The 21,053-nt window shown below is 58.3% G+C and carries 23 protein-coding genes; 9 read left to right on the top strand and 14 right to left on the bottom strand.

All coding sequences use genetic code 11. The features are described 5' to 3' along the window. Positions 1 to 10: 10 nt before the first annotated feature. Positions 11 to 1,636 carry a fatty acid--CoA ligase gene (locus BMZ40_RS02920; RefSeq protein WP_092372632.1) on the top strand — a complete coding sequence of 542 codons (1,626 nt, stop codon included), beginning with the start codon at positions 11 to 13 and terminating at the stop codon, positions 1,634 to 1,636. A 101-nt stretch (positions 1,637 to 1,737) separates the two neighbouring features. After that, on the top strand, positions 1,738 to 2,262 hold the full coding sequence (locus tag BMZ40_RS02915; RefSeq protein WP_092372631.1) for a cysteine hydrolase family protein: 525 nt from the start codon (positions 1,738 to 1,740) through the stop codon (positions 2,260 to 2,262). On the opposite strand, the gene BMZ40_RS02910 is transcribed toward BMZ40_RS02915, so the two are convergent. The 6 genes from BMZ40_RS02910 to BMZ40_RS02890 form a co-directional block, all read right to left on the bottom strand. Then, entirely contained in the window at positions 2,209 to 2,937 is a 729-nt protein-coding gene (locus BMZ40_RS02910; protein ID WP_218143735.1) for a recombinase family protein, read from the bottom strand. The two genes, BMZ40_RS02915 and BMZ40_RS02910, sit on opposite strands and share 54 nt — an antisense overlap. Positions 2,938 to 3,203: 266 nt before the next feature. Next, positions 3,204 to 3,827 (bottom strand): hypothetical protein, encoded by a 624-nt coding sequence (locus tag BMZ40_RS19075; protein WP_143075520.1) that lies wholly within the window; start codon positions 3,825 to 3,827, stop codon positions 3,204 to 3,206. Positions 3,828 to 3,935: 108 nt separating this feature from the next. Further along, entirely contained in the window at positions 3,936 to 4,658 is a 723-nt protein-coding gene (locus BMZ40_RS02905) for a PEP-CTERM sorting domain-containing protein (protein ID WP_092372630.1), read from the bottom strand. Positions 4,659 to 4,693: 35 nt separating this feature from the next. Then, a complete protein-coding gene (locus tag BMZ40_RS19865; protein WP_143075519.1) occupies positions 4,694 to 5,764 on the bottom strand; it encodes a site-specific integrase in 1,071 nt (356 codons plus the stop codon). Between the two features lie 64 nt (positions 5,765 to 5,828). After that, on the bottom strand, positions 5,829 to 6,239 hold the full coding sequence (locus BMZ40_RS02895) for a hypothetical protein (RefSeq protein WP_092372628.1): 411 nt from the start codon (positions 6,237 to 6,239) through the stop codon (positions 5,829 to 5,831). A 182-nt stretch (positions 6,240 to 6,421) separates the two neighbouring features. Then, on the bottom strand, positions 6,422 to 7,312 hold the full coding sequence (locus BMZ40_RS02890; RefSeq protein WP_092372627.1) for a LysR family transcriptional regulator: 891 nt from the start codon (positions 7,310 to 7,312) through the stop codon (positions 6,422 to 6,424). Positions 7,313 to 7,414: 102 nt separating this feature from the next. Between BMZ40_RS02890 and BMZ40_RS19445 the strand changes: the two genes are divergently transcribed. The 3 genes from BMZ40_RS19445 (at position 7,415) to BMZ40_RS02880 (ending at position 9,825) form a co-directional block, all read left to right on the top strand. Further along, entirely contained in the window at positions 7,415 to 7,588 is a 174-nt protein-coding gene (locus BMZ40_RS19445; protein ID WP_177192993.1) for a hypothetical protein, read from the top strand. 160 nt (positions 7,589 to 7,748) lie between these two features. Beyond that, positions 7,749 to 8,735, top strand: coding sequence for a zinc-dependent alcohol dehydrogenase family protein (locus BMZ40_RS02885; protein WP_092372865.1), 987 nt, complete (start codon positions 7,749 to 7,751; stop codon positions 8,733 to 8,735). Positions 8,736 to 8,859: 124 nt separating this feature from the next. Then, positions 8,860 to 9,825 (top strand): zinc metalloprotease HtpX, encoded by a 966-nt coding sequence (locus tag BMZ40_RS02880; RefSeq protein WP_092372626.1) that lies wholly within the window; start codon positions 8,860 to 8,862, stop codon positions 9,823 to 9,825. Between the two features lie 22 nt (positions 9,826 to 9,847). On the opposite strand, the gene BMZ40_RS02875 is transcribed toward BMZ40_RS02880, so the two are convergent. Further along, positions 9,848 to 10,660 carry a TIGR02285 family protein gene (locus tag BMZ40_RS02875; protein WP_281243768.1) on the bottom strand — a complete coding sequence of 271 codons (813 nt, stop codon included), beginning with the start codon at positions 10,658 to 10,660 and terminating at the stop codon, positions 9,848 to 9,850. 218 nt (positions 10,661 to 10,878) lie between these two features. Between BMZ40_RS02875 and BMZ40_RS02870 the strand changes: the two genes are divergently transcribed. Next, complete coding sequence (locus BMZ40_RS02870) at positions 10,879 to 12,162, top strand: 4Fe-4S dicluster domain-containing protein (protein ID WP_092372624.1); 1,284 nt, start codon at positions 10,879 to 10,881, stop codon at positions 12,160 to 12,162. Positions 12,163 to 12,281: 119 nt separating this feature from the next. On the opposite strand, the gene BMZ40_RS02865 is transcribed toward BMZ40_RS02870, so the two are convergent. Continuing rightward, positions 12,282 to 13,385: a 6-phosphofructokinase gene (locus BMZ40_RS02865; protein ID WP_092372623.1), complete on the bottom strand. Its 1,104-nt coding sequence runs from the start codon at positions 13,383 to 13,385 to the stop codon at positions 12,282 to 12,284. A 109-nt stretch (positions 13,386 to 13,494) separates the two neighbouring features. On the opposite strand from BMZ40_RS02865, the gene BMZ40_RS19860 reads away from it, so the two are divergent. Continuing rightward, on the top strand, positions 13,495 to 13,683 hold the full coding sequence (locus BMZ40_RS19860; RefSeq protein ID WP_245751026.1) for a hypothetical protein: 189 nt from the start codon (positions 13,495 to 13,497) through the stop codon (positions 13,681 to 13,683). Continuing rightward, a complete protein-coding gene (rhuM, locus tag BMZ40_RS02860; RefSeq protein ID WP_245751023.1) occupies positions 13,661 to 13,990 on the top strand; it encodes a RhuM family protein in 330 nt (109 codons plus the stop codon). Before BMZ40_RS19860 ends, rhuM begins: the two co-directional genes overlap by 23 nt. Positions 13,991 to 14,060: 70 nt before the next feature. On the opposite strand, the gene BMZ40_RS02855 is transcribed toward rhuM, so the two are convergent. From BMZ40_RS02855 to metX, 4 genes are all read right to left on the bottom strand, one after another. Further along, on the bottom strand, positions 14,061 to 14,336 hold the full coding sequence (locus BMZ40_RS02855; protein WP_092188588.1) for a DUF4242 domain-containing protein: 276 nt from the start codon (positions 14,334 to 14,336) through the stop codon (positions 14,061 to 14,063). 321 nt (positions 14,337 to 14,657) lie between these two features. Next, positions 14,658 to 15,926 (bottom strand): O-acetylhomoserine aminocarboxypropyltransferase/cysteine synthase family protein, encoded by a 1,269-nt coding sequence (locus tag BMZ40_RS02850; RefSeq protein WP_092372622.1) that lies wholly within the window; start codon positions 15,924 to 15,926, stop codon positions 14,658 to 14,660. A gap of 37 nt (positions 15,927 to 15,963) precedes the next feature. Further along, a complete protein-coding gene (metW, locus tag BMZ40_RS02845) occupies positions 15,964 to 16,593 on the bottom strand; it encodes a methionine biosynthesis protein MetW (protein WP_177192991.1) in 630 nt (209 codons plus the stop codon). Then, positions 16,583 to 17,716: a homoserine O-acetyltransferase MetX gene (metX, locus tag BMZ40_RS02840; protein WP_092372621.1), complete on the bottom strand. Its 1,134-nt coding sequence runs from the start codon at positions 17,714 to 17,716 to the stop codon at positions 16,583 to 16,585. Before metX ends, metW begins: the two co-directional genes overlap by 11 nt. Positions 17,717 to 17,825: 109 nt before the next feature. On the opposite strand from metX, the gene BMZ40_RS02835 reads away from it, so the two are divergent. Continuing rightward, positions 17,826 to 19,424: a glycerol-3-phosphate dehydrogenase/oxidase gene (locus BMZ40_RS02835; protein ID WP_245751014.1), complete on the top strand. Its 1,599-nt coding sequence runs from the start codon at positions 17,826 to 17,828 to the stop codon at positions 19,422 to 19,424. 62 nt (positions 19,425 to 19,486) lie between these two features. On the opposite strand, the gene BMZ40_RS02830 is transcribed toward BMZ40_RS02835, so the two are convergent. Together BMZ40_RS02830 and BMZ40_RS02825 are read right to left on the bottom strand one after the other, a co-directional pair. Next, positions 19,487 to 20,146 (bottom strand): HAD family hydrolase, encoded by a 660-nt coding sequence (locus BMZ40_RS02830; protein ID WP_092372620.1) that lies wholly within the window; start codon positions 20,144 to 20,146, stop codon positions 19,487 to 19,489. Next, on the bottom strand, positions 20,146 to 21,003 hold the full coding sequence (locus tag BMZ40_RS02825) for a glycerophosphodiester phosphodiesterase (RefSeq protein ID WP_092372619.1): 858 nt from the start codon (positions 21,001 to 21,003) through the stop codon (positions 20,146 to 20,148). Before BMZ40_RS02825 ends, BMZ40_RS02830 begins: the two co-directional genes overlap by 1 nt. Between the last annotated feature and the right edge of the window lie 50 nt (positions 21,004 to 21,053).

The raw sequence follows: 21,053 nt of genomic DNA, 5'->3' as shown, positions 1-21,053 counted from the left end.
AAGGATATCCATGAACCAGACACAACAACTCCTCATCAAGAACATCCTCCAGGCTCCCTTGCAGGACAATCCCGATCAGGAGATCATCTATGCCGGAACCCTGCGCTTCACCTATGCGCGGTTCCGGGAGCGCGTGGCGCGCCTGGCCGCCATGCTCATGGCCCAGGGCGTGAAACCCGGCGACACCGTGGCCGTCATGGACTACGACAGCCATCGCTACATGGAATGCTACTTCGCCATTCCCATGATTGGCGCCGTCCTGCACACCATCAACATCCGTCTCTCGCCCGAACAGATGGTCTATACCATCGGCCACGCCGAGGATGACGTCATTCTCGTCAATTCCGACTTCCTGCCTCTGCTGGAGCAGATCCGGGGCCGCCTGGACACTGTGGAAAAGTTCATCCTGCTCTCGGACACGGAAGAGACGCCAGCGACCTCCCTGCCCCTGGCCGGCGAATACGAGGCATTGCTGGCCGCGTCCGAGCCCCTGGAAGATTTCCCGGACTTCGACGAGAACACCCGGGCCACGACCTTCTACACGACGGGCACCACGGGCCTGCCCAAGGGCGTGTTCTTCAGTCACCGCCAGCTTGTCCTGCACACCCTGGCCGGAGTCGCGGCGCTGGGATCCAACGCCACCCAGGGCCGCTTTCACCGCGAAGACGTGTACATGCCCATAACGCCCATGTTTCATGTCCATGCCTGGGGCATCCCTTACATGGCAACCATGCTCGGGGTGAAGCAGGTCTATCCGGGCAGATACGTCCCCGAAGTCCTGGCGCGGCTCATCGCCACGGAGAAGGTCACCTTCAGCCACTGCGTGCCGACCATCCTGCACATGCTCCTCTCGGACCCCAAATGCGCGAAGTTCGACCTGTCGGGCTGGAAAGTGGTCATCGGCGGCGCGGCCATGCCCAAGGCCATCTGCGCGGCGGCTCTGGAGCGTGGAGTCGATGTCTTCACCGGCTACGGCATGTCCGAGACCTGCCCCATCCTGAGCCTGGCCCATCTCTCGGACGCGGAACTGCAACTCGACCGCGAAACCCAGATCGCGCTGCGTACACGGACGGGCAAGGCCCTGCCCATGGTCCGGCTGCGTCTGGTGGACGACAACGGGGCAGAAGTGCCAAGTGACGACAAAACCCCCGGTACCCTGCAGGTTCGGGCACCCTGGCTCACGGCGTCCTACCTCAAGGACGAGAGCAATTCGAAAAAGTTGTGGACCGACGGCTGGCTGAACACGGGCGACGTGGCCTGCCGCAACGCCGAGGGCAGCCTGCGCATCACGGATCGCACCAAAGACGTGATCAAGGTTGGCGGGGAATGGATCAGTTCGCTGGAGCTCGAAGACATCATCCTGCAGCACCCTGACGTGGCCGAAGCCGCGGTCATCGGCAAGCCCGACCTGCGCTGGGGCGAGACGCCGTTGGCCCTGGTGGCGCCAAAACCGGGCACGGCCCCGCAGGAGAAGGAAATCGTCCAGCACGTCAAGAGCTTCGTGGACAAGGGCGTGCTGCCCAAGGAGGCGGTGCTTCTGCGGGCCAGGCTGGTGGAAGCCATCGCCAGAACCAGCGTGGGCAAGACCAACAAGGTGGCCATGCGCGAAATGTATCTGAAGGACGGAGAGGAATAATACGGCGGTCCCGAAACGCGGATAACACAAGCTTTCCCGCACAGTTGCGGGAAAGCTTGTGTTTGGTAGAGCGACAATTAATACGCATCAAGGAGTCAAACATGAAAAATGCAAATCGCGCGCTCGTCGTCATCGACCTGCAAAACGACTACTTTCCCGAAGGGAAATTTCCCCTGTGGAACACCAAAACCACGCTGACCAACGTTCAGAATGCCATCAAAAAGGCAATCTCAAACGACATCCCGGTCGTCCTCGTTCAGCACGTCGCAAGCGGTAAAGCAGGAGCCGCGCCCTTCTTCAATGCGGGAACGCATGGCGTCGCCTTGCATCCCGGCATTCTTGAAGTCGCGCACGACGCAAAAATCGTCATCAAGAAATTCGCGGACAGCTTTCTTGAGACCAATCTTGAAAATATACTTGATGAGGAAAAGATCGAGGAAATACTCTTGTGCGGGATGATGACCCAGAACTGCGTTACGCACACTGCGCTTTCAAAGAAGGCGGAAAAATACAAGATCTCCATCTTGGCGGACTGCTGCACCACGGTCAGCGAAATGATTCACAACATCGCCTTAAACGGCCTGGCCCCGCGAGTGACGCTGACATCTTCCACGGACGCTCTCTAAGCTGCGACGAAGGGGGGGAAGGCAAGGGATGACGAGCTGTCCATCAGCCCGTGAGTCCAGCTTGAAGTCAATCCTGCTGCTCCTCAAGACATCGCTGGACGCTCGACAGGCTACAGCCGATCTGCTCTGCGCTCTCAACACCTGAACCTTGGCCCGGTCGGTGGTCTGCTTCCTGCCACCCTTACCGTGCTTGTATTTCCCGGCCTTCTTGGCTCGCTCGATCCCTTCCCGCTGTCGTTCACGGATGATGTTTCGTTCAAACTCGGCAAACGATCCCAGCACCTGAAAGAGGAGCTTGGCGAACGGATCTTGTGTGCCGTGGTTTTGGAAGGTCAGTCCCTCCTTGTAGAACCTCACGGTCACGCCCTTGACCTGCAAGGAGTCGATCAGATTCTGGAGATCCTGAAAGCTACGGGCAAGTCTGTCGATGGAGTGTACCCAGAGCGCGTCACCTTCCCGCAGGTGCTCCAGGCATTCCTTGAGGGCGGGACGATTGGTGTCCTTGCCGCTGGTCTTATCCTCGAAAACCTTGGTGAACTGCTGGCCGCACTCCGGACCAAGCTGTCTGCCTGTGTACTCGTCTGTGCTGCTGACTCGGATGTGAGCGATGTGTCCGTGGGACACGGGACGGTGCTCCTTGCTTGTGGTGGCCGTGGTAGAGTTGATACCCGCCATGCACCCGCAACATCTCTGGTAGTTTAGAAGAACTGTACTCGAAATCGAAATTCGCCAGATTATCGGTACGCATTTTTTGAACCTATTCCGTACCAGATACGAGTATACCATTTTCGGGACCTTTACTTCTGAAATAAAGGCCCATAATGCTGCTCCCATAGCTGCGTAATAGGAATCAATTCCGTGCTTAGTTTCTCACAATAAGATTGTAACCCAGCGTTATTACATATTTTTCTATTTGACATATGACATATAATACTTAAAGCTCACCAATTTATAATTTTTGCACTAGCAAAACGAAAAGCTGCGTATCTCCAGTCTGACACCTTATTTAACTCAACATGAAGCGCTGGAGGAGCCGATGAAAATTCTGGATGGACAGCCAAATCTCTATATCTAAATATATCTTTCAAAGCACGTCTTATATTTTTTACAAGAAAATTCTCTGCATTAAATCCTATTGCAATCACATGTGCAATTTGCTTATAACGAGCGGTCCCATTTTCTCGCCATTTTTTTATTATATCATTGGAAATTTCTACATGTCCTTTTATTGCAGAATAATATGCGTCAATCGCTATAGCTGATGACATGATTGTCTGCATTCCATTCCGGAATTCATCTTCCAGGTATCTAGATATATTAGTATTATTTTTTTCGTTTTTTGATTGCATTAGCCCGTCGTGAGACTGTTCCGTATTAAGCAAATGGCGTAAAGATATATCAAGCCAATGCGGAACCATATTTATTGCAGTATGGATAGCAACATGACCTATCTTAGTCTGCCCATTTTCGTCTATGCCTATAGAAAACTCAGGCATCGCAAATATCATTTTATTTGTAAAAAAAATACCTGGATCAGGACGCGTATCATCACGATTATCAGTCATATCACCCACAGTATATGTGCTTTCGTTTATTTTTCTCTATTCTAGCGAAAGTAAATTCAACAAAATTAATCGCTAATTAATAACGCCACTACCTACTGGTAAAAAATCTCAACACGCTAAATATTTATTACGACGAGCACTCTTAATAAAAAAAATCACCAAAATACTAAAAACTAATAACAATAACGTTGATGGCTCTGGAACGGATTCAATTTTAACAGAATCAAACAATCTTATATCTCCACGAAAAATCGATCCAGAGGAAAATACTCCATCAACAACAAATGCAGAACGTTCTAAAAAACCATTATATGCCGTAAACCCTGGAGCAATAGATAAAAAATCATCTAAATTATTATATATCCCTCTAAAATCTAGTAATATAAAAGCACTATACACCCAATCATCAATTTTGATACCATAATTAAATTCCATTTGTGACCTACCGCTAGGATACCATGTAGGATAATAATTCCTAAGCACGGCATATCCATCAGACACAGCCCCAACATCTAACCCCTCTGGCATATACAGAAAATCAGTTACTGACGATTTAAAACCGTAATGATTTATATTATAATTATAATATGCTCCATAACTCATTGAAGACGAATAAGTCCCAGATTCAACCACCTTATCATTAAACGTGAAAACAAATGGGTCGATATCTGTAAACGAAATATATGTACCGTCATACATCTCTACAGGGGTATAATCATACCCATACACAGACGCAAGAAACGAAAGCTCATATATGTAAGCATGTGCACTTTTGGAAAATGGCAGCATAGAAAAATAAACAGCACATATAACAAAAAGTATTTGCCTCACAATACCTCCATAATTTTTATATTATAAAACAATACCTACCAACACAACGATACAGTAAACTCAATTTTATCAAGCAAATCTCGCTTCAACACGTCTGGAGAATACCGCATAGCATACGTATCTAGAAAAACATCTGATTTACTATGTCCAATAAACTCTTTTATCAGGGAAAGCTCTATCCTTTGCTGTTTACATAAATCTGCAAACACATGACGAAATGAATGAAATACAATGTTTTTTGGAAATCCTAACGACGTCTTGAATCTTCCGAATGATTTCCCTATTGTATCTGCGTAATTATCACCTTTTCGATTAGTCTTGAATATAAATTCATGATTACAGGAGTTCGCATAGTCCAGAAACCCTAACTGGATAACATCGTCATGAATCGGGATATTGCGCTTAGATGATTCCGTCTTGAGATCCCGACTGTCTTCATTTATTGATATGGCCCAGACATCGCCATGCTGATAGATGTCCTGCCTTCTCAACAGACAAATTTCATTCAGCCTCATTCCATGATAATATGCCAGTATTGGAACCCAGTAGTGATACATCTTTTTCTTGTCTGGATTTTTAAACCTGTCATGACTGAATATCATCAGCAACTGCTCATCTGAGAACCTGTCACGAACACCTTCATTCTTTGGAACTGGAATCTTTTTATTAAGCGCAATATTTGTTTCAATATACCCAAGATCTTTACACCATCCCATAAATGCAGATAGCGAACCAATAATATTATTAGCTCTTGTTGCTGATATAGGAACACCTGTTTTATTATTATGTTTTGGTAATACCTTTAATTTATCCCTAAAATCATTCAAGTCCGTAACTCTGAACTTGTTGATCGGAACGTCATCAATATTATTTTGAAATATTGCCAAATCTGTTTTATATCCCAAGAGTGTCTTCGGAGCCAACCGAGCAGACTTCTCTTCTAAAAACTTATTAACCAAACTTGATATTAAAGGCTGCTCATCTTCAACTGAAACAGCTTGAATTATTTGCGGAGCGATACGTTCAACAGGACGCTCATTATCAACAAGTCTGTCAGCACTGCGCCAGTTTCCACTTAGATTTTTCTCAATAAATTTATAAAGCACTGATTCTAACTTTCTTAGCTCATACGCATCATCTTTAGCTGGAACACTTAGTACGTCATACTTGTTATATATCTCGCACTTTATCTAGACTTGGAATCAAGTTCGCCGTTCGCAAGTCATTTAAACATTCGTTATAGCTTGTTTTTGCTTGCTGAATCTTTTCTTCGACTTGAGCAGGACTCAACCTAGGCCCTACGGCATGAAGCAACTTCCATTCATTGATTTGCTCTTCCAGATACCTGAACAAAACCCTCTTTCGCTCTTGCTGATCCATATCATACCCACCGCTCAGAGTAATAAAATTATCAAGTTGGACGACCAAGTACATCGAAAGCCTTGTTGCCCTTTTCCGGTCATGTTCCTTGAGCGTCATCTTTATTACCAAAGGGACATCATTGCCAAGCGTGTATCTTGGAATCGTGTAGCGGAAATGAAAGGTCGTCTGAACTCGGACCAGATAAGTACGATAAGCCATCGCCCAACTCCTTGTGTACCATGAAAGTGTACCAAGTTTGGAAAATGGCTCTTAGAAGGGCAGATTTGACTTCAGATTTTGATTCTTGGAGACAAGAAAAAAAACAAGGAAGTCAGGTAGTTATGCCAGCTTCCTTGTTCGTGTGTTTGGCGGAGGGTTAGGGATTCCCCCTTGGACAGGCCTTAGGGACAACTGGCGCATTCCCAAACCGACGCCACCACATCCCGCACGGCCCCCAAAACAGGCTCGACCTTCCTGGCTTCCCGGCACACAAAGGACAATGGCAGGCCCAGCCGTTCTCCTGGCCAGACGGCGAACTGCCCGCGCTCCCGGCCGTCAAGCGCCTCGTCCTCGCGCATGAGGGTCACGCCTTCTCCGGCAAGGACCAGGGCGCGCAGAATGCTCTCGTGATCGGCCTCGATGCGTTTCTGCGGGTGCTGCCCGAGCTCGGAGAATTTTCGGTCCAGGATGTCCAGAAAAGGACAATTATGGGCCATCCAGACCCAGGGCATGGCCGCAATCTCCGGCCATCCGGCGCTCTCCAGCCGCGCGGCCCATGCGGCCGGACCCACGACGCGAAAGGGAATCCGGGCCAAGACCGTCGCCTGCAGGCCCTCTTCCGAAATCTCGCCATACGCGAATCCCGCATCCAGCACACCCCGACGCACATCGCGCACGATCTCCCAAGAATTGGAATTGACCAGGGACATGGTGATGCCCGGATAATCCCTACGCATCAGCGCCGAAATCTCGACCAGCCGAATGAAGACCGAGTCCGTGTTGATACCGAGGGTAATCTGGCCGTTCAAATCGCCGCTCATGTTCCTGGCCGCGCCGAGCAGCGACTCGGCATCATCGAGGATGCGCCGGACGCGGCCCAGAAGTTTCTCGCCTTCACGGGACAGGATCATGCCTTTGGGCGTGCGATGAAAGAGAACAACGCCAAGCTCCCCCTCCAGCGCCTTGATGTGGCTGCTGACCGCCGGCTGACTGACAAAAAGGCGCTCGGCCGCGCGGGTCAGATGATTCTCTTCAGCCACGGCCACAAAAGTCCGCAGATGGTGCAAATCCATGTTTTCTCCATAACGAAATCAGAACGGCATCATCACATAATCACATTGGATTGAAAACAATGTCCGGTGGTACCTCAGCACGCATCAACCAGGGAGGACTTCATGGACATGACTCGACTGGCAGGCATGCTGCGCTATTTCCTGATCCCCGAAGACAGCATCCTGACCCGACCCGAAGCGCAATGCTTCGCGGGCAGCGCGACTTCGGCATGCAAGACATTTATCTGGATCGCCCTGGCCCTGGGGCTCGGATTTCTGCTGGCCCGGCTACACTGACCGCGAGCGTCCACCGGAATCAAACAATTCCGGTTTGGTCCGCCTGAAGCACAATTTCACGACGCATCAAAAATGCGGTTTCCCGTGAAAACAAAAATTTCATTTCATCAAACCCGCTCTTGGAGGTAGTGTATCCTCAACACGTTCCATGGAGGAAAACATGAAAGCGCAACTCTTGCAAACATACGGGGATACGCCCGATTTCCGACTGGCGGATACCGACGTTCCTGCAGTCAAACCCGGTCATGTGCTGGTGCGCGTGGCCGCGACCAGCGTGAATCCCATCGATATCAAGATCCGGAAGATGAAACCGGTCTTCGCCCCGGCGCTGCCCGCCATTCTGGGCATGGACGTGGCCGGGACGGTCGAGGCCGTGGGCGAAGGCGTGAGCGGCCTCAAGCCCGGCGATGAGGTCTTCGGCTGCGCGGGAGGCCTTGCGGACATGCCCGGCGCCCTGGCTGAATACATGCTGGCCGACGCGAGGCTGATGGCCCTCAAACCGGCGAACCTGACCATGGCGCAGGCGGCGGCGCTGCCGCTGGTGACCATCACGGCCTGGGACGCGCTCTTCGACCGGGCCCGGATCAAGGCCGGACAGTTCGTGCTGATCCATGCAGGCACGGGCGGAGTGGGACATGTGGCCGTGCAGCTGGCCAAATCCTGCGGAGCGCGCGTGGCCGCGACCGTGTCCTCGGCGACTAAGGGCGAGCTGGCCCGGTCCCTGGGCGCGGACGAGATCATCAACTACCGTGAGGAGAAGCCCGAGGAGTATGTCGCAAGACTTACCGGCAGGCGCGGCTTCGACGTCGTCTTCGACACCGTGGGCGGAGCCAACCTGGACGCGTCGTTCCTGGCGGCCGGACCGGGCGGGGTGGTCGTCTCCACCAACACCCGCTCCACCCACGACCTGTCCCCCCTGCACGCCAAGGCCCTGACTCTGTCGGTGGTCTTCATGCTCCTGCCACTCCTCACCGGCCAGGGCCGCGAACGCCACGGCGAGATCATGGCTCAGGCCGCCGCCCTTGCCCACGGCGGCAAGCTCAGGCCGCATCTGGACAGGAGTTTTTCCCTGGAGGACATCGCAAAGGCCCATGATTTCCTGGACAGCGGACGGGCCGTGGGCAAGGTCGTGATCCAGGTCGCATGATCCAGACCAATGCGTACCGACCCCGGCGCATCCAGGGCCGCCGCGTGTTGCCCGACGGAGGATCGTGCTTATTTGAGGGCGGTCGACTTTTTTCGCCATGCAACCAAAGTCACCGGAGCCGGACATGCACCGCACCGCCATCGACCCTGACCGTTTCTCATCTCATCGCGGCCTGAACCGCCTGCAGACCCTGCTTCTGCTCGGCCTCATGACCGGCTACGCAGGTTTCGTCGGCTGGATGCTCTGGGGCCCCGACGGGCTGTGGTTCCTCCTTGTCTGGGGCGCCTTCCTGCTCCTCTTCTCGCCGCAACTCTCGGCCCGCTGGGTGCTCAAAATGTACGGCGCCAGACCCGTGCCCCCGGCCCAGGCGTCCGAATACCACCAGGCCCTGGCCACTCTGGCCGCCCGAGCCGGGCTACCGGCAGCGCCAAGCCTGTGGTGGGTGCCGAGCCCCATGGTCAACGCATTCGCCGTGGGCCGCCGGGACGCCTCGGCCGTCGCCGTGACCGACGGCCTGCTGCGCACTCTCTCGCCGCGCGAGCTCGTGGCCGTCCTGGCCCACGAGACCGCGCATATCGCCCACGGCGACCTGTTCGTCATGAGCCTGGCCGACGTCATTTCGCGCCTCACCTCGGCCATGAGCTTCGTGGGCCTCGTTCTCATCTTTCTGTCCCTGCCCCAGGCCCTGGCTGGCGGGGAAGTGCACTGGTGGCCGCTCATCCTGCTGGCGCTGGCCCCGCAAGTGAACCTGCTCGCCCAGCTCGGACTCTCCCGCACCCGCGAATTCGATGCGGACCTGACTGCGGCCCAGCTGACTGACGACCCGCAAGGCATGGCCTCTGCCCTGGTCAAGCTGGAAAGAATCGAAAACGGCTTTCTGCGCCGCATATTCTTCCCAGGGCAAGGACTGCCCGAGCCGTCATGGCTGCGCACCCACCCTACCACGCGGGAACGCGTCCAGCGCCTCCTGGACCTTCAGCGCGGCCGCACCGCACCCTGGTCCGACGGCTATGTCTTCGAGCCACCCGAATTTCCGCATATCCGAGTCCGCCAACGCCCCCGAGGCGGCTGGTGGGGATACTGGTACTAAAAGCCCCCCAAGCAGCTCACGCTCAGCGCGACATCAGAAAATCATCATACATGATCCGATAATCCTCGATGATCCCGGGCGGCAACCAGCGTTCGAAGGCCTGTCTGTATTCGAGGGATTCCCGATGCCTGAGCAGGACCTCATTGACGCGGCCGATCATGGCCGTACCCCAAGCTGTGCGGGGAGCAGCTATGCGCCCTTGTACGAGAACCATGCTCTCCCGCAGCGGTGCTATGGATATCATGTCTTCCTTGCCCTTCATCCGTGCGCCGTACACCGCCTCGAACGGATAGGCGAGCACCCCGTCCACCCGCCCGAGAAGAAGCATCTCAAGCAGGCTTTCAAAGAGAGTCGATCCCTTGTTGACGACTACACGGGACAGATCGGGCGACGAAAGCAGCACGGAATCAAGCTCCGGCCCGTAAGACCTGGCCGTCGCCACCCCCAGACGCTTGCGGGCGATGAAATCGCGCAGGCTGACGTGTCCTCCAAGGCCCAGGCTTTCCTGTTCCCCGGCCCTGACCACAAGACAGACCGGCGGCACCAGCACGCAGGGAACGGAATATTGCATGACCCGATCGCGCTGCGGATTCGGGATAAGTCCCACGGCCAGAACGTTTCGCCCACTCTCCATCCAGTTCAGGGTTCGGCTCAGATTGGCGGTGATTACGGAGTGCCTGAAATCGGGCAGTTCTCGGCTCATCAGGGCGTGGATCATATCCGAAATACCCTGCCCCGCGTACGGGCCGTCAATGATGCGCAAGGGCGGAAAATCGGCGTGCATCCAGACTACTTCATCGCGAGGTTGCGCTTCGACCTGTAATGACATGCACATACACAGGATAAAAACGATAATTTTAAATGAATTCGAGAACATAAAAGAAATTGTATGACAAAAGCGGCAAAATCACAAGAGATGGGAGCCTGACAAAAATTCTCCGGCATGCGCTCTCCATGCGCCTTTGGACAATTCAAGGCCACGATCTCCACATTTTTCCTTTATTCACGTCCAGGACAGGCCTATGATCCTCCCAAAAAAGAGAAGGAGGAGAAATGTCGCACCATTCGCACCGCTCAGGCTATTCCGAGCTGACCGACCGGCTGAACCGCTGCCCCCAGGGGGCTCCGCCTTCCGAGTCCCTGTACAGGATCCTGAAGATACTTTTCTCGGAGCGTGAAGCCGAACTCATCGCCGTGCTGCCCATCAAGCCCTTCACAGCGGAAAAAGCCGCCGAAATCTGGAAAATGGACCTGCCCCGGACCCGGAACATTCTGGATGACCTGGCTGGACGGGCCATGCTGGTCGACATCGAAGGCGAGGACGGCCGGACGACCTATGTCCTGCCGCCGCCCATGGCCGGATTCTTCGAATTTTCCATGATGCGCACGCGCGGCGATATCGACCAGAAGACCCTGGGCGAGCTCTTCTACCAGTATCTGAACGTGGAGGAGGACTTCATCAAGGCCCTCTTCGTCGACGGCGAGACCCAGCTTGGCCGCGTCTTCGTGCAGGAACCCATGCTCTCGCGCGAGAACGCCGTGCACGTGCTCGACTACGAACGGGCCAGCGAGGTCATCCGCACGGCAAGCCACCGGGCCATCAGCACCTGCTACTGCCGCCACAAGATGGAACACGTCGGCCGGGACTGCGACGCTCCCAAGGACATCTGCATGACCTTCAACACCTCGGCCGCCGCCCTGGCCCGCCACGGCCACGCCCGGCCCGTGGACACGGCCGAGTGCCTGGACCTCCTGGACCAGGCCCAGGAGCACGGGCTGGTGCAATTCGGGGAGAACGTGCGCGAGCGGGTCAACTTCATCTGCAACTGCTGCGGCTGCTGCTGCGAGGCCATGATCGCGGCCCGCAAGTTCGGCAGCCTCCACCCCGTACACACCACCAACTTTCTGCCCGTGGTGGACGAAGTCGCCTGCAACGGCTGCGGCAAGTGCGCGGCCGCCTGCCCGGTCGAAGCAATGGGCATTGTCTCGGCCAACGATCCCGGGCAGCCGAAGCGCAAAAAAGCCCGCGTGGACGAGAATATCTGTCTGGGTTGCGGCGTTTGCGTACGCGCCTGTCCGGAAAAGGCCCTGCTGCTCAAATCCCGGGAAAAGCGGGTCATCACTCCGCTCAATTCCGTGCACCGCACCGTGGTCATGGCGCTTGAGCGCGGCAAGCTCCAACACCTCTTCTTCGACAACCGCGTGCTCTGGAACCACCGCGCCCTGGCCGCCGTGCTGGGCGTCATCCTGAAGCTGCCGCCTGTAAAGCAGATAATGGCTACCGATCAGGTCAAGTCGCGATTCATGGAATACCTGGTGCGCAAATTCCCGGTCTGATCGCGTGCAAAAAGGCTCAGACCCATGCAGGATCATGCCGGAATTGAAAAAGCCCGCCGGAACGATCGTTCCTGCGGGCTTTGTTACTGACCGGCTTCGACAAAAATCCAGTGTGAGACCTACATGGCCCCGCGCCCCAGGTTTACGCCCGTGGCCTCGGCCGCGCGGAGGAGCTGATGGTCCACGGGCACGGTGCGGCACAGTCCGGCCAGTTCCGAGAGGGGCACCAGCACGATGTCCGGGGTTTTGAGGGCCACCATGGTCCCGAAATCACCGCGCGCGGCCGCGTCCACCGCCGCCGCGCCCAGCCGCGTGCCCAGCACCCGGTCGAAGGCCGTGGGCGAGCCGCCGCGCTGGATATGGCCCAGCACCGTGGTGCGTACTTCCAGCGGAATGCGTTCGCGAATCTGGTTGGCCAGATGGAATCCGATGCCGCCCAGCTGCTCCACGCCCTGCAGCCTGGTCCCGGCCGTGCCCTGGGTGATGCGTTCGCCACCCTCCTCCCTGGCGCCCTCGGCCACCATGATGATGCTGAACGGGCTCTTGCCGCGAATGCGATGCCGGATCTTGGTCACGACATTGTCCAGGTTGTAGGGAATCTCCGGAATGAGGATGATATGCGCGCCCCCGGCCAGGCCCGCCTCCAGGGCGATCCATCCGGCGTTGCGGCCCATGACTTCAAGGATCATGACCCGGTCGTGGCTGCGGCCCGTGGTGTGCAGTCGGTCCATGGCGTCGCAGGCCACCTGCACGGCGGTCTGGAAGCCGAAGGTGTAATCCGTGCCGAAGAGGTCGTTGTCGATGGTCTTGGGGATGCCGACCACGGGCATGCCCATCTGCTGGAACTTGTACCCCAGCTCCAGGGTGCCCTCGCCGCCGACCACGAAGAGACAGTCCAGCTCCAGGGAGCGGAAGGTCTCCATGGCCTGGGCCGAGAGATCGCGGACCACGATCTCCCCCTTGTCGTCAAACTCGCGGTAGGCGAACGGGTTACCCTTGTTGGTGGTCCCGAGGATCGTCCCACCCAGGGTCAGGATGTCCTTGGTGCTTCCGGTGGTCAGTGCCATGGTCCGATTGAAGACCAGACCGTCGAAGCCGTCTTCCAGCCCTACCACCTCGGCCCCGTACTGGATGACGGCCGTCCGGGTCACGGCCCGGATCACGGCGTTGAGCCCGGAGCAATCGCCCCCGCCGGTCAAAATTCCCACACGTTTCAAAGCCATGTTTCCCCCTGAAATGTTCTGTGATTCCATGAAATAGTTCTACATGTGGCCGCGCCGCGCGTCCATCCCCGCCAGGGGGAAATGGAGATGGCGGGGTGGAGGTTGTCCCATGACAGAAATCATCCTTTACGAAGCCTCTGAAGCGACCATGGCGGTGCAGGTCACGCTGGACGGGGGAGACCGTGTGGCTGACCCAGGCCCAGATGGCGGAACTTTTTCAGGTCCGTCCACAAAACATTACCATCCATCTCAAAAACATCTTTCGCGATGGGGAGTTGGAAGAACCGGCAACGTGTAAGGATTTTTTACAAGTTCAACAGGAAGGTTCACGCAAAGTTCAGCGGTCGCGCAAAATGTACAATCTCGATGTCATCATCTCCGTCGGCTACAGGGTCAACTCCAGACGCGGCGTGCGCTTCCGGCAATGGGCCTCGTCCGTGCTCAAGGACCATCTGCTCAAAGGGTATTCCCTGAACCGCCAGCGGCTCGGCGAACGCGGGCAGGAAGAGGCACAGGCCGCCCTCGACCTCATGTCGCGGACCCTTGTGAGCGCGCGATCTGAGGCAACGGCGCGAACTCGGTTCGCGCTTCCCTTGGCGAAATAAAAATGGCCTGCCGATGCATCACACCGGCAGGCCCTCTCTTTTTCGCAATTCGAAACGCCGTCCCGAAGCCCTACCCCTCGGACGTGGTCGGATCGATGATGGTCTTGACTTCGCTCACGCTGTTGGCCGGGAAGCCGCCCTTGGTGGCGTGCTCGCGCACGGCCTCCTCGCTGGGGGCGATGTACACGCAGTAGATCTTGTCCGGCGTCACGAAGCTCTCCACCCACTGGATGGACGGCCCCATCTCCTGCAGCACTCCGCAGGAATGCTTGGAAATGCCTTGCAGGGTTTCGGCGGACATGCTGCCCGCGCCGGGGATCTCGCGCTCGATGATGTACTTCGGCATACAGTCTCCTCTGGGTTGAAAGTCCATGTTCGGTGGATGGAACAGATTCGTGCAAAAGTCCTTAGTCGACCATACAAGAATGCGGCCAAAATCGCGCCCTTTTCCAAACATGGCCCATCGCGTGACTTTCCGGCACATTTCGGGCTCCGTGCGGAGCATCGGAGTGCATGCATGCGGACCCGCCTGTTTCCAAATCGAACAGGTCAAACCCCGCCAATGCGTCAAAAAGAAACACAAGCACACCGGAAGCATACACCTTTGCCCTGCCCGGGATTCTCTGCCGGTTGACCTCACCCCGTCGGGCTCAATGGCGCCTTCCGCTCACTCCAGCGCCTGGTCCAGGTCGGCCAGGATGTCGTCGATGTGCTCGATCCCGACGGAAAAGCGGACCAGATCCGGGGTGATGCCCCCCGCGAACTGCTCCTCTTCCGACAACTGGGAGTGGGTGGTGCTGGCCGGATGGATGGCCAGGCTCTTGGCGTCGCCAACATTGGCCAGATGCGAAACCATGCCCAGGCGGCCGATGAAATCCCGCCCTGCATCAAGCCCTCCCTTGACCCCGAACACGACCATGCCGCCGAACCCGCGCGGGAACATGGTCCGGGCCAGGTCGTAGGAAGGGTCGCCCGGCAGGCCGGGATAGCGCACCCAGGAAACCTTCGGGTGCCCGGCCAGGAATTCGGCCACCTGCAACGCATTCTCGCTGTGCCGCTCCATGCGCAGGGCCAGGGTTTCGAGGCCCTGCAGGAAGATCCAGCAGTTGTCGGGCGAGAGGCACGCTCCAAGATTTCTGAGCGGCACCAGGCGCATGCGCAGAATGAAGGCCAGATGATTCATCTCGCCGAGATCATGGGCGTAGCGCATGCCATGGTAGGAAGAGTCGGGCTCGTTGTAGAGGGCGAACTTCGGGTCGGTCCAGTCGAAGCTGCCCCCGTCGACGACCGCGCCTCCGATGGCCGTGCCGTGCCCGCCGATCCATTTGGTCAGTGAATGCACAACTATGTCCGCCCCGTATTCCAGGGGCCGGAACAGGTAGGGAGTGGTGAAGGTCGCGTCCACCACCAGCGGCAGCCCGTGCTCGTGGGCAATGGCGGCCAGGGCCTCGATGTTGGCCACGTCCAGGGCCGGATTACCGATGACCTCGGTGAAGATGAGCCGGGTGCGTTCGTTTATGGCCGCGCGCACGGCATCCGGGTTGTGGATGTCGACGAACCGGGTGGTGATCCCGGCGTCGGGCAGGATGGCGGCGAACATGGTATGCGTGCCGCCGTAGAGGGTCGAGGACGAGACCAGCTCGTCGCCCTGGCGGCAGATGTTGATGACCGTGTAATGGATGGCCGCCGTGCCCGAAGCCAGGGCCAGGGCGGCCTTGCCGCCTTCGAGCTGGGCCAGGCGGGTCTCCAGGATCTCCTGGGTCGGCCCTCCGAGACGGGTGTAGATGTTGCCCGCCTGACGCAGGGCGAACAGGTCGGCCGCATGCTCGGCATCCTTGAACAGATAGGCCGAAGTGCGATGCACCGGGACGGCGCGCGAACCCGTGGCGTCGGGGGTGTAGCCGCCGTGCAGGGCCTTGGTTTCAAATCGTTGCATGGTTCCTCCTGTCCGGACCCGAGCCGGAAAAAGCTGTTTATGCGGCGGTTATCATGAAAATTCCATACGAGGCCAGCAAGTTGGGCCAGAAACGGACCTCACGCATGCCTCCATCCCCGGACGGATTCACGGCCAGGGAGCGCGTAATGGAAAAGGGCACGGCCCGCGAATAGGCCCTGAAATCCTCAAGGCTGAGCACCCGGATGTTCGGCGTGTTGTACCACTGATAGGGCAGCTCGGGCGTGACCGGAACGTGCCCCGAAAAGGCCATCTGCAACCGGATCGGCAGACAGCAGAAATTGGGAAAACTGACGATGCCCCGGCGCCCGACCCGCAGCAGCTGCTGCAGGAGGGCCGTCGGTTCATAGGCCTGCTGCAGGGTCTGGGAGACCACGACATAGTCGAAGGCGTTGTCGGGAAACCCGGCCAGCTCCCTGTTGATATCTCCGTGGATGACGGACAGGCCCTGCGCGATGCAGGACACCACCTCGTCCTCGTCGTGCTCGATGCCCAGCCCGACGACATCCTTGGTGTCCCGCAGCACGCGCAGCAGTTTTCCGTCGGCGCAGCCAAGATCGAGCACCCGGCTGCCCGGCTCGATCCAGGAGGCCACTATGCGCAGGTCGAAGCGCAGTTCCGGCAGATCCCGGCATTGTTCAGCAGCCATGCAACCCTCCCAGAAAACCCCTGACAACGCTTTCCAGTCGCTCGTCCGGCAACAGGAACGCGTCGTGCCCCCAGGGGGCGGTTATCTCGCAAAAACTCACGTCCCTGCCCAAGGCCTTGAGCACATCGACGACCTGCCTGCTCTGGTAGGTCGGATACAGCCAGTCGGAGGTGAAGGACACCAGCTGAAAACGCGCCTGTGTCGCGGCCAGGGCGCGCCGTGCCGGACTGTCGGGGTTTGCAAGGTCCAGATCGAAATAGTCCGCGGCCTTGGTCACGTAGAGAAAGGCGTTGGCATCGAAGCGTTCCACAAATTTTTTGCCCTGGTGATGCAGGTAGCTCTCGACCTGAAAATCACCCTCGAAGTTGAAGGCGAAGGCGCCTTTGCGCAGCTCGCGGCCGAACTTCACGTGCATGGACTCGTCCGACAGATAGGTAATGTGCCCGATCATGCGCGCCACGGCCAGACCCAGATCCGGACGCACGCCGTCGTAGTAGTCGCCGTTCTTCCAGTTAGGGTCGCTCATAATGGACTGCCGGGCCACCTCGTTGAAGGCGATGGCCTGGGGAGAATGGCGGCTGGTGGTGGCCAGGGCCAGGATGCCGTCCATCATCTCCGGATAGGCCGCCGCCCACTGCAGGGTTTGCATGCCCCCGAGGGAGCCCCCGGTCACGGCCAGAAGGTGGTCGATGCCGAGATGCCGGAGCAGCTCGCGCTGGGCGCGGACCATGTCGGGGATGGTCACCAGCGGAAAATCGAGACCCCAGTAGCGCCCCGTGGCCGGATTGATGGAGGACGGCCCGCAGGAACCCATGCAACTGCCGATGACGTTGGAGCAGACCACGAAATAGCGGTCCGTGTCGATGGGTTTGCCAGGGCCCACGTAGTGCTCCCACCAGCCGGGCTTGTCATCGCTGGCGTGATAACCGGCCACGTGGGCGTCGCCGGTCAGGGCGTGACAGATGAGCACGGCGTTGGACCGCTCCGCATTCAGGGTCCCGTACGTTTCGTAGGCCAGGGACACGGGCCCGAACTCCACCCCGCTGTCCAGAACCATGGGCGTCGGGGGGTGGGCGAAGGTGAACGACTTGGACAGTACAGTGCCGACAGATGGCTGGGTCATTGAAATCTCCGTGATTGAGGCAAGAGTCTGGCATCTATGAAGCCCCGGCGCGAAGGTCAAGGCCCATGCAACCCTCCCAACGTTCTGGCCCTCCAGGCAGCGACGTGATATGAAAATCCGCACACGCGACAACATCCTGGAGGCAGCCATGCTCAGATCCGATATTCTTGACCGACTCGATACCGACACCACCTGGGACATGATCATCATCGGCGGTGGCGCCACGGGCCTGGGCTGCGGCGTGGACGCAGCCAGCAGGGGGTACAGGGCGCTGCTCCTTGAAGCGCACGATTTCTCGCAAGGCACGTCCAGCCGCTCCACCAAGCTGGTGCACGGCGGCGTGCGCTACCTGCAGCAGGGCAACGTGGCCCTGGTCATGGACGCCCTGCACGAACGCGGCGTGCTGCTGCGAAACGCCCCCCATCTGGTCTACAATCAGGCCTTTGTCGTGCCGGACTACAAGTGGTGGGAGCGCCCCTTCTACGGCGTGGGCCTGAAACTTTACGACATGCTGGCCGGCAAGCTCGGTTTCGGCCGTTCGCGCATCCTGTCACGCTCGAAAACCCTGAACATGATCCCCAACCTCGAACCCACGGACCTGCGCGGCGGGGTCATCTACTATGACGGCCAGTTCGACGATTCCCGCCTGGCCATCACCCTGGCCAAGACCATGCAGGATCTCGGCGGACTGCCGGTCAACCACATGGCCGTGACCGCGCTCCTCAAGGACGATGAAGGCCAGATCGGCGGCGTGGAAGCCCGGGACTCCCTGACAGGCAAAACCCGGCGGCTGCGGGCCAAGGTCGTCATCAACGCGACAGGCGTGTTCGTCGACGACATCCTGCGCATGGACGACGTGAATGCTCCAAAACTGATCGCCCCGTCCCAGGGCATCCATCTGGTGCTCGACAAATCCTTCTCCCCCGGGGACACGGCCATCATGGTCCCGCACACGGACGACGGCCGGGTCATCTTCCTCGTACCCTGGCACGGACGCGTGCTGGTCGGAACGACGGACGTGGCCCTGGACGGCCCGAACCACGAACCCAGGCCCATGGAGGAGGAAATCACCTTCCTGCTCGAACACGCCGGACGCTACCTGACCCGTGACCCAAAACGCAGCGACATCCTGAGCGTCTTTGCGGGCATCCGGCCGCTGATCCGGGCCGAGGGGGCGGACCGGACCTCGTCCCTGTCCCGCGATCATCACCTGACCATCTCCCAGGGCGGCCTGGTGACCATCGCTGGCGGCAAGTGGACCACGTATCGCAAGATGGGCGAGGACACGGTGAATCAGGCCGCGCGCTTCGCGGGTCTTCCCGCCCACTCCTGCAAGACCGAGAACCTGCCCCTGCACGGCTGGATGAACGGACTTGATCCGCGCGATCACCTCTCGGTCTACGGCAGCGACATCGAGGAGATCCGCGAGATGATCCGCCGCGACCCGGAGCTGGGCAAGCCGCTGCACTACAAGCTGCCCTACCTGCGCGCCGAGGTGGTCTGGGCCGTGCGCCGCGAATGGGCCCGGACCCTGTCCGACGTGCTGCGTCACCGCACACGCGCGCTCATCCTGGACGCGGCCGTGAGCATGATCATCGCCCGCGACGTGGCCGAAATCATGGCCCAAGAACTGGACCAGGACAAAAACTGGATCGAGGAGCAGGTCAGCTCCTTCAGGGAACTGGCGAGGACGTATCTGGCAGGCTGAAAACGGTCGCGGCGGGCATGAGGCCCGCCGCGATCCGACACGTTCAATCGAGAATCAGCTGGTCAATTTTCAAAAACGGTCCAGGGAAAATCGGAATCCTCCAGCACCACAAGGGTCGCTCCGGGCATGTCAGCCTCAACTCCCGAGACCGCTTCGGGCCAGGCGAGGGTGATCAAACCGCCACCGGCGGCAGAGGTCACGCCGACCATGGAATCCTCCACGGCCATGCATTCGCCCGGGGCGCACCCGGCGCGTCTGGCGGCCTCAAGATAGGGGTCCGGCGCGGGCTTGCCGCTGGGCACATCGTTGCCGCAGACCGTGAACGCCATCAAATCCCACAGTCCCAGAACGCGTAGATTGGCCTCGATGACGGGGGCCTCGCCGTTGGAAACGGCCGCCTGCGTGACGCCCAGCTCATGCAGGCGCCTTACCGCCGCCACAGGAGCCGGACGCATCATGTCGGCCCGCAGTCCCGCCATGTAGGCGCGGGCACAGTCCGCCCTGAAATCCTCCTCGGTCAGTCCGGCGGGCAGACGGCTCTCAAGAATGGCCCATTTCTCCGGCATGGTCTTGCCGAGCAATTCGTCGTTGGCGGCCTCGGTCAAGATGTACCCCCGGGCGGCGCACCAGTCGCGAATGACTTCGTAGTGCAGCCCTTCGGTGGTTATGAGCGTGCCGTCGATATCCCAGAAGACGGCTTTGGGCCGCTTGGTCAAATTCATTATTCCTCCTGCTTGAATGCTTCCAGCACGGTCCGGGCCCGGGCCGGAAAATCGGTGATTATCCCGGCCGCGCCCTCACGGGCCAGCCGGAGCATGTCTTCTTCACGGTTCACGGTATAGACGTTGACCTCGAATCCGGCCTCTCGAAAGGCCGCGATGCGACCCGGAAAAAGCCCCTTGATGGACGGGTGCAGCGCCACGGCCCCCAGGCATTGGAGCCTCGCGACTATATCCTGCGAGGAGGCGGCCATGGCCTTTTCGTCCAGGAGCAGTCCCACGGGCACTTCCGGACACAGCTCACGAAACAGTTCCAGGGATTTTTGCCGAAAGGACGAGACCAGCACCCGCCGCGCAATCCCCGATGCACGGATCAGCCGCACAACCTCGCGCACCAGGCCGTCGTCGTCACCGCCGAGCATGTCCTTGATCTCGACGTTGACGTGCAGGCCGCTCTCACGCGTCCAGTCCAGGGCCTCGGCCAGGGTGGGTATCTTCTCGTCCGTGTAGGGCGCCAGCCGCTCCGGACCGACTTCGCCCGACGCCACGGTTCCAAAGGGGTCGCGCCGGGCGAACCAGCTCCCGGCATCAAGCTCGCGGATCTGGGCCAGGGTCAGACGATCCACCACATGCGATGTCCGCACGGGCATGTCCGGGCGCAGCGCTATGTCCGTCACGCGGCGCAGGCCGTGATCGTGGGTGACGATGATTTCTCCATCGAGGGTGATGTGCACGTCCAGCTCCCAGCCGAAGGCGCCCTGCTCAAGGGCAGCCCGGGCTGCGGCCATGGTGTTCTCCGGAGCCGCGCTACGCGCGCCCCGATGCGCCCAGATTCTGGGCGCGGGGGAAAGATTGGTCATGTGTGTGCTCCATTGGGGGAGAGACGGCGGGGCAAGAATTGTAGACGAGG

This window comes from Desulfomicrobium apsheronum (assembly GCF_900114115.1).
Taxonomy (GTDB): Bacteria; Desulfobacterota; Desulfovibrionia; order Desulfovibrionales; family Desulfomicrobiaceae; genus Desulfomicrobium; species Desulfomicrobium apsheronum.
This window is presented reverse-complemented; position numbering and strand designations above follow the sequence as displayed.